At 59.2% G+C, this 512-nt stretch carries 1 protein-coding gene; it reads right to left on the reverse strand.

The features are described 5' to 3' along the window. Positions 1-431, reverse strand: a 431-nt coding sequence (locus tag AC629_RS46410; protein WP_143199986.1) for an IS4/Tn5 family transposase DNA-binding protein, incomplete at its 3' end; no start/stop codon positions are given. Positions 432-512 lie beyond the last annotated feature (81 nt).

Below are 512 nucleotides of genomic sequence, written 5' to 3' on the forward strand. Positions count from 1 at the left end.
CAACGGCCGCCTTTGTCACGGCCGCTATTGACGCTTTTGGTCAGGCCGATGGCGCTCGTGTTCGCGCGTTGATAGGAGAATTCCGTCGTGTCCTGGATGAGGAGAATTGGGCCTGTGCAATCATCGTAACGCGTGCGCGTGGCAGCGAAGTGGCCACTGAGAATGTCGGCTTCGTCCACGCGCTCGTTGGCGAAGAAGCGGTAGGCCGCCTTCGTGCTCGCCCAGTCCTGGCACGCGAACGGTATGCTCCCGCCCATGCCATCACCGATTTGCCTCAACAGCTCGCCAAATCGTTGACCAAGCCGGGCGTCTTTGAATGCCGTCTTGTCGATCTCGCGCTCGGTCCAGTGTTCGACGGCGCTTTCATCAGGATCATCCTGGGGACCATCCGGCCCCGCCGACCGACGAGATGTCGTACCGCTCGAACACATGATGGCACCTCGCGCTCGCGATTCAGGTGCTCAACAATGAATCACAAGCGATTCATCCGATTCAAGATTCTTCGATCGAAG

The sequence above is a fragment of the Bradyrhizobium sp. NAS80.1 genome, from assembly GCF_001908205.1.
Classification (GTDB): Bacteria; Pseudomonadota; Alphaproteobacteria; order Rhizobiales; family Xanthobacteraceae; genus Bradyrhizobium.